This is a genomic window from Microcoleus sp. Pol7_B2, assembly GCF_036701035.1.
Classification (GTDB): Bacteria; Cyanobacteriota; Cyanobacteriia; order Cyanobacteriales; family Microcoleaceae; genus Microcoleus.
This window is the reverse complement of the sequence record NZ_JAUBQB010000117.1, coordinates 1-7892: the sequence shown is the minus strand read 5'-3', so window position 1 is coordinate 7892 and position 7892 is coordinate 1. Positions and strand designations below refer to the sequence as shown.

The following is a 7892-nucleotide window of genomic DNA, read 5'->3' as shown; positions in this document are numbered from 1 at the left end:
CGGAAACACCAACACCCGCACCCGCACCCGCGCCTGCACCCGCACCTACGCCTGCGGAAACACCAACACCCGCACCCGCACCCGCGCCTGCACCCGCACCTACGCCTGCGGAAACACCAACACCCGCACCCACACCCGCGCCTGCACCCGCACCTACGCCTGCGGAAACACCAACACCCGCACCGACACCAACACCTACGCCTGCGGAAACACCAACACCCGCGCCTGCACCCGCACCTGCGCCAACGCCATCGGTAACGCCATCGGTAACGCCATCGGTAACGCCATCGGTAACGCCAACGCCATCGGTAACGCCAACACCAACAACCAATAACATCCCCAACGATTACTGCATCTGCGATGACATTGACTATCCCAACTTAAACCAACCGAATTTAGTTGAAAACACCATACTCGGTGTATCGGGAATTCAAATAGGCACTGCCCAAAACGATGAATTTATCGGCAGCAACAGCGGCAATATATTCGATGCCAAATCTGGGAATGACAACTTATACGGTGGTGCCGGCAACGACATCTTTAATGGCAACCAAGGCAACGATTTAATCTTCGGAGGCAAAGGTGACGACATTCTCTATGGAGATCAAGGAAACGACATCGTTCTTGGCGAGTCGGGCAACGATTTAATCTTCGGAGGCAAAGGCAATGACCTGTTACATGGCCGCGAAGGTAATGACATCATTCTTGGTGATAAAGATGATGATTTCATCGATGGTGGCAAGGATAATGACGTTTTATATGGAGGCCAAGGGAATGACATAATGCTGGGTAGTGATGGAGACGACTACCTGTTTGGAAACCAGGGATCGGATACCCTCTGTGGCGGTGAAGGTAATGATTTTATCGGCGGTGACAAAGGAGCAGATATCTTGGGAGGGTGTGAAGGAAATGATACTATTTACGGAGGCGAAGACAACGATACTCTCACTGGTTGTCAAAGTGATGATATTCTTTACGGAGAATTGGGGAATGATAGTTTGATTGGCGGTAGCGGTAATGATATCTTTGTCTTAAACTCGGGTCAAGGATTGGATATTATCGCTGATTTTACTGTCGGTCAAGATTTGATTGGATTAAGTGGTGGTTTGAGTTTTGGTCAGTTAGCCATAACTCAAAATACTCAGGGAACTCTCATCAAAAATGTCTTGACAGGAGAGGAGTTAGGTGTGATGATTGGAGTGAGTGCCAATTCGATTACATCGGCTAATTTCCGATTGATTTAGGAAAAAATCAAAAGTACGATCGCCCATTCGATCCAAAAGGTCGATCGCCCATTCGATCCAAAAGGTCGATCGCACTTAACCCAAAATCGCACTTGAAAACCCCGACTTCTTTAAGCAGTCGGGATTCTAGCTTTCAGTACCAACCTTTTTCTACACAGTCTTAGCCCACTCGATCCAAGTTTCCATCGGGCAGAAACCCACTGATTTGTAAAGCTTTGTCGCCCCCGTCAAACTGTCCGCATCAACGCTGAGTTTAGCTGTGTTTGCACCCGCTGCTTTCAACTTATGCAAACCAGCTAAAAGCATCGCTTTTCCTAAACCCATTTTCCGAAAATCGCGCCGCGTACCCAACAATTCAATCCAGCCGTCTTTTGTGCCGCTGCTGGCGTTTTCTTGCGGTTTAATTTGACAGTCGCAGAAAGCAGCAAATTTACGATCGCCCGAAACAGCAATCAAGTCTAATTCCGGCTGATAATTCGGATCTTGCATCCAATAACGCACGGTTTCCGCAGTTAAATCGTGGTGATTCCAGTGATCGATAAATGACTGGTTGAACATCTCTACCCAGGGTTGGATGTCTTGTTCTCCCGATACGTGAGTCAGTGCAAAATCTGCAGGAAATTCCGGCGCGGGAATCGGTTCGGCGAGGGATCGGGCCATCGTCCAAAAATAGCGATCGACCTCAAAGCCCTGTTTTTCTAACAGCCGCATCTCATCGGTTTGATCCTCACGGCTGTATGTACGCAATTTTGCAGGCAAATTCCGTTCTTTCGCGACTTCGCCCAGCCGCTTTTCGCCCCATTTAATGATATCTTTTTCCAAACCTGCGCCTCGCACGTTTGGATGCACGTAAAACCAGAGACAAGCGTCTATTTCCTCTGGCGAATCGGGCATATCTAGCAGTGCTAAACCGATTAGTTTGTAATTACCATCTTCCCACAATTGCACGTCGCGGGCTTTGTCGAGTTTGGGTGCATCAAGTATTAGCTTAAGTTCAGTTGCTGAGACTTCTTCGCCGAGTCTATCTACGGCTTCGCAAGCATCGATCAAATTGGCGATCGCGCACCAGTCTGTTTCGCCCTTGTAGGAGCGTGTTGTTAAGATATTCATAGAAAACTTGCAATCCGTAATTTCGGACTGTTCCTCTTAAGTGGTATTGGCAAACAAGTACAGTGAATTTCTTGCAAAACTCCGAGTTTTTGATGATTAACCGCAGATGAAAGCGGATAAACGCGGATGTAATGCAGCTTTATTGTGGTGTCGATAAAACTCAGAAACCTGTTTATATCACCCAGGCTTTCAGGTTTTATCTAATTAGGCAATCATAAAAATTGGTTGGCCCTTTGGGGCTAATTTTGTAGGTGAGTTTATCGCTGGGTGTCGATGAGTCGCGCTCTCTTTCGTTACCAAGCTTGGTGCCTAAGTAACTATTGTTTGAATAAAGTTTCTACAGCTAAGTAAAGAAGTTGTCACCCCCACTGGGTAGTTGATTTTTACTTTTGCTTTCTTTTACAATAAATCCTTTTTCAGGGATTTATTGCTCCTCCTGTTAACTCGCCCGATCGGGGGAGGGGAGAAGTTGAACTTATTTAAAAGTCCCCTATCTCAACTATAACCTGAGCTGTTTTTTTTTGCAAGTTTGAGGTGAGGAGAGTTTTGTTAGTATGGACGGGAGCAGGTTTTTGAGGGCAGAAGCATTGGAGTTTTAACCGACCGTAACAGTAGTTTTCATCACTTTTTTACCTAATTTTAGCTGGGATTTATCCAAACGTTAAACTAACATTAAACTAGATTGCGGATTGGTAGAAGGTAAATATGCTTGACAACCTGGATTTAAACATTTCCCTAGATAAAGAAACCTACGATGCCAAGATAGAAGTTTTAATGCAGCAGTTGCGATCGCTCCAACTGGCCTGCAGGGAAAAAAAATTGCCCGCAATTATCGTTCTCGAAGGTTGGGCCGCCGCCGGCAAAGGTGCTTTAGTCAAAAAAATGGTGGGGTATATGGACCCGCGGGGGTTTGCCGTCCACCCAATTTGGCCGCCGTCAGATGCAGAAATGGGCTATCCTTTCCTATGGCGGTTTTGGCAGAAACTCCCCGCCCGCGGCAAAATTGGTTTTTTCTACCACAGTTGGTACACTCATGTTTTAGAAGACCGATTGTTCGATCGAATCTCCGAGGCAGAAGTACCGACAGCCATCAGGCAAATCAACGCCTTCGAGCGGCAGATGGTAGATGACGGCGCAGCAATTGCCAAATTTTGGATTCACCTCAGCAAAAAAGAGCTCAAGCACCGGCTCAAAAAACTAGAAGACGACACATTACAAGCTTGGCGAGTGCGGCCCGAAGATTGGAAACAAGCCAAAAAATACCAAGAATACACAACTTTTGCCGAAGAAATGGTAGCCCAAACCGGCACGGGCCCGGTACCTTGGACGCTAGTAGAAGGCGATTGTCAGCGGTGGGCCAGAGTCAAAGTTTTAACGCAAATGGCAGCGACAATTACAGAAGCCTTAGACAGACTGCCGATGCAATCTGCACCCGTAAAATTGCCACCTCAAGAAAGCTTGCAACCCAGCGAACCCGACTTGCTGGCTCAAGTAGATTTAACTCAATCGCTGTCCCTCGACGAATACAAACAGCAACTTCGCGAACAACAAACCCGTTTTGGCAAACTGCAACAAAGCATTGACGAAGAGGAAATCCCCGTATTAGTGCTGTTTGAAGGTTGGGACGCCGCCGGTAAAGGAGGAGCAATCAAACGCTTGACGGACGTATTAGACCCCCGCAGTTACACCGTTAATGCCTTTGCGGCCCCGACAGACGAAGAAAAAGCACATCACTACCTCTGGCGGTTCTGGCGACGGCTGCCAACGGCTGGTAAAATCAGCATTTGCGATCGCAGTTGGTATGGTAGAGTGCTCGTCGAGCGAGTCGAAGGATTTGCCACCGAACCCGAATGGCGCCGAGCTTATCAGGAAATCAACGAATTTGAGGAGCAACTCACCAGTTTCGGTTGTGTCTTAGTTAAATTCTGGCTGCACATCAGTCCTGACGAGCAACTAAAGCGGTTTACAGAGCGGCAAAATAATCCCTTTAAACAATACAAACTCACCGAGGAAGATTGGCGAAATCGGGAAAAGTGGAATTATTATGAAGTGGCGGTGAATCAAATGATTCACCGCACCAGCACGCCGCTTGCTCCCTGGACGCTAATTGCGGCCGATAACAAGTATTATGCTCGTGTTAAAGTAATTCAAACGGTAACGCAGGCAATTCGGAATCAACTGAAGCGCCGATAAATTGGGATTGGTGAATGGGTAACAGGTAATGGGGACAAAAAGCAGGCAGCAGAAAGCAGAGTTGAATTGCCAATTTCACCTGCGGCGTGTTCGATTCATTACCAATTATCAATCAACCATTACCAGTTATCAATTACCAATTAACTGTCAGCAATCTGTGACTGGAAGTAGCGGGCTTCACCCTGCAGCCAATAGTTGATAGCTGACCGGAAGCGAGCATTAGGATAAATGCGATCGGGCTGCGTTATTGGCGAAAGTTAAAAACTCACCGATTCTCGTATTTCCTCCCGCAGCTAAATTCGCGATCGTTTCCAAAACTTCTGTACTAATTTATGAAGACACAGAATATTGCAAGATGCCAGAACTGTTAGCTCGCATTCTATTTCTATTCCTCCTGTTCTCACTGCTCAAATCGTGGTGGGATCAATCAGGAGGCAAAGACAATCCATTATTAGATCGGCTGCGCGTTTTGCTGCTGATCAGCCTTTTGATCCTAGCTTTTTTTGCGCCAGACACCCCGGTCGGAGCAGCGATTTTCGGCTTAATAGCCTTCTTCTTTAAGCCGCTGGGTTTTTCAATCACGCTGTTGGTGATTGCATCCGCGCTGATCACGAACGGGGGCATCCGCAACCCGGCGCCGAGAATGATCTTGGCAGCCCTGCTAGTTTTGATCCTTTCGAGTATGCCAGTTGTCGCTTACTGGTTCGCCGAGCAAGCAGAACGGGACGCCGCCGCAGCCGTCCGCACAGTTTGCTGCGACGAAACCGCAGCGGCGATCGTTCTGCTGGGCAAGGGAACCACTCAGCCTCACATCCCCAACCGAGTAGCGATTCAACTGACAGATACAGGCAATCGCCTGCCCTATGCTGCCGTTTTGTACAGAAAACAACTCGCACCGATGGTCATCGTTACCGCTGGCCCGAGAGACGAGTTGGAGGGTTATGTTGGTGAAGCTAAGGATATCGAGACTTTGCTGGCAAACAACATGGGCGTGCCGCGCAGCAGTATCGTTCTCGACAATAACGGCAGCAACATACGCACCAGCGCTGAAGAGGTGAGAAAGATACTCGACAGCCGTGGCGCCCCGCGCAAAGTCATCCTGGTAACATCTGCGATTCAGATGCGCCGTGCCAGCCTCGCTTTTGCGAATATGGGAATCCAGGTGATTCCTAGGGCTACCGACTTCTACACTTTTCAACCCACCTCAGGAGGGAGATCCAGTAGACTCCGCTTAGACGCGGGAGATTTTTTGCCTAGTGCAGAAGCTTTGGTAACTACGACGCGAGTATTCGATGAATATTTCGGGTCTTTTTATTACTATTTGCGCGGCTGGCAGGCTCCCAGAGCCTAAAGTGGCAAGTTGCTGGTGTTTTTCTTAGGCAACAGCGACTGCTCCCCAGATTGGTTTAACATCTGATGAGAAGAAGACCTTTGTGGGGAGCTGTATTTTCTCATTCCGGCGGGGTCGCCGGCTGCCAAGTTGGCAACTAATAAAAACAGCACCCAAAATACAGTCGTATCCCACCCGGCTTTTGGTTTGGTTGGTGCTGGTGGGTTTGTGACTGATTCAACGTTGACTTTGATATCTAGTTTGCCTTCAATTTCTTTGCCTTTGAGAACTCCGTCGCTGCATACACCCTTAAAAATCATGGGAGCGGGCTTTGGTGCTTCTGCTTTCGCTTCTGTCATTTTTTTATCCTGATTTTGGTAGATCCGGTTGGATAGTACATTCTTAAAGGTTCGGGGGTTTTCCGGACAGGATTTGGCGAACTCTGAAAGAATTAAGTTAAATATGCACGCCGCCCCTTGCTGGAGCTTAGACATCAGAATCTGAAGGCATTTCCAGCTAGTGCTTGTTTGTTTTGGCTAGCAGCGTTGCCTTGAAGCTGCTAATTACCTATCTGGGTGAAGGGGAGGTTTTTATGCAAAATACAGGTTTTTTTATGAAAAATTGTCAATAAATTTATTTGCTCCCGGCGGGCCCAAAGGTCAACAGCCTTAAATAAGCTGTCGGGCATCTTGCGTTGTATTTTTCGGCCAGGCGGGACACCACACAAAAATTTCATCAAATTATGAGCTTGCCTTATCTCACCTAAGAAACCCGGTTTCTGCCAGCAGAGAGCCCAAGTGACGCAATTCGGTTAATAAACCGAGTTTATGGCTCAACATCGCCCTAGGAATGCCTATCTAAAATCTCAAATAATCTAAATAATCGACAGTGAAAATATCCACCAGTCAACTATCTTCCTTGCAACCGGAACAACTGGCAGCTTGGGCAAAAGAGGCAATTAATCGCAGTAAATCTGGTCGAATCCCTGCGTACATACCTCTCCTAGCGCAAGCCGATCGACAAAGGCTTGCCGTGCAAATTCGGGCAATTGATGGTCAAATTATGAGCTGGGGTAGCATTGCTCAAACATTCCCGCTGATGAGTGTAGTCAAGCCCTTTGTGCTGCTTTATTTGCTGTGCGAATTGGGCGAAAAAACGGTTTTTGACTGCGTTGGCTGTGAGCCTTCGGAACTACCTTTCAATTCCCTAACTCAACTCGAAATAGACCAAGGGAAGCCGAGAAATCCGATGATTAATAGCGGGGCGATCGCCCTAGCGTCTTTGATTCCCGGTCAAAATGCTGTGGCACGCTGTCAAAACTTGCTCGATTGGCTGAATCAACAGGCAAACAGTCAGTTATTTGTTGACGAGTTAATGCTCGATTCAGTGAAGACAAATCCCAATCAAAACAATTGGAATCTCGCCTTAAAAATGGTAGAATCGGGTTATCTTCAAAATGCGGAAATTGCTTTAGAAACCTACAATTGCGTCTGCTGTTTGTCGGGAACTGTGGAGGATTTAGCTAAGCTGGGGATGGTTTTGGTAAATAGTGGCGATCGAGCAATGGGGGAAAACTGCCGTACTGTCACAGCGCTGATGGCAACTTGCGGTTTGTATGAAGCATCGGCCCGCTTTGCGCTGCGGGTGGGACTGCCGGCCAAGTCGGGAGTTAGCGGGGCAATGCTCTCGGTAATTCCGGGTCAAGGTGCGATCGGCTTTTACAGTCCGCCCTTGGATAAAGACGGAAATTCTATTGGTAGCTTATTTCTATTAGAAAAAATAGCTAAAACTTTGCGACTAAGCGTATTTGATTAGATTAGGAATTACGCACGGGTGGTCAGGGTTTCGACTTCGCTCAACCACCGGGGTTTTTTGCGAGAATATTTCTTGAATGCTGGCATAAACTGCCAAAAACCCGGTTTCTTTGGTTTTGATACGTAGGGCTTGCTGAATAATCGATCGCCAACCAAGAGCAGGAGCGATCGATATATTCAAGCAGAGTTAAATATAAGTTG

At 47.5% G+C, this 7892-nt stretch carries 6 protein-coding genes; 4 read left to right on the top strand and 2 right to left on the bottom strand.

Annotation, left to right across the window (positions count from 1 at the left end; genetic code table 11):
* Window positions 1-1244, top strand: a 1244-nt coding sequence (locus tag QUA57_RS26730) for a calcium-binding protein (protein WP_333251457.1), incomplete at its 5' end; no start/stop codon positions are given.
* A gap of 150 nt (window positions 1245-1394) precedes the next feature.
* Here the strand turns inward: QUA57_RS26730 and QUA57_RS26725 are convergent.
* Window positions 1395-2354: a GNAT family N-acetyltransferase gene (locus QUA57_RS26725; protein WP_333064765.1), complete on the bottom strand. Its 960-nt coding sequence runs from the start codon at window positions 2352-2354 to the stop codon at window positions 1395-1397.
* 705 nt (window positions 2355-3059) lie between these two features.
* Between QUA57_RS26725 and pap the strand changes: the two genes are divergently transcribed.
* The gene (gene pap, locus QUA57_RS26720) at window positions 3060-4547 is read left to right on the top strand and encodes a polyphosphate:AMP phosphotransferase (RefSeq protein WP_333064764.1); all 1488 of its coding nucleotides are present in this window, start codon (window positions 3060-3062) and stop codon (window positions 4545-4547) included.
* A gap of 247 nt (window positions 4548-4794) precedes the next feature.
* Window positions 4795-5898 (top strand): YdcF family protein, encoded by a 1104-nt coding sequence (locus QUA57_RS26715; RefSeq protein ID WP_333064763.1) that lies wholly within the window; start codon window positions 4795-4797, stop codon window positions 5896-5898.
* Here QUA57_RS26715 and QUA57_RS26710 read toward each other — a convergent pair.
* Entirely contained in the window at window positions 5895-6236 is a 342-nt protein-coding gene (locus tag QUA57_RS26710; protein WP_333064762.1) for a hypothetical protein, read from the bottom strand. The two genes, QUA57_RS26715 and QUA57_RS26710, sit on opposite strands and share 4 nt — an antisense overlap.
* 529 nt (window positions 6237-6765) lie before the next feature.
* Here QUA57_RS26710 and glsA point away from each other — a divergent pair.
* Entirely contained in the window at window positions 6766-7692 is a 927-nt protein-coding gene (glsA, locus tag QUA57_RS26705) for a glutaminase A (RefSeq protein ID WP_333064761.1), read from the top strand.
* Window positions 7693-7892: the final 200 nt, after the last annotated feature.

Bases quoted from the DNA above. Each gene is read 5' to 3' on its own strand.
- QUA57_RS26710 (WP_333064762.1), bottom strand. From the start codon at position 6,236: ATGACAGAAGCGAAAGCAGAAGCACCAAAGCCCGCTCCCATGATTTTT.
- QUA57_RS26725 (WP_333064765.1), bottom strand. From the start codon at position 2,354: ATGAATATCTTAACAACACGCTCCTACAAGGGCGAAACAGACTGGTGC.
- pap (WP_333064764.1), top strand. From the start codon at position 3,060: ATGCTTGACAACCTGGATTTAAACATTTCCCTAGATAAAGAAACCTAC.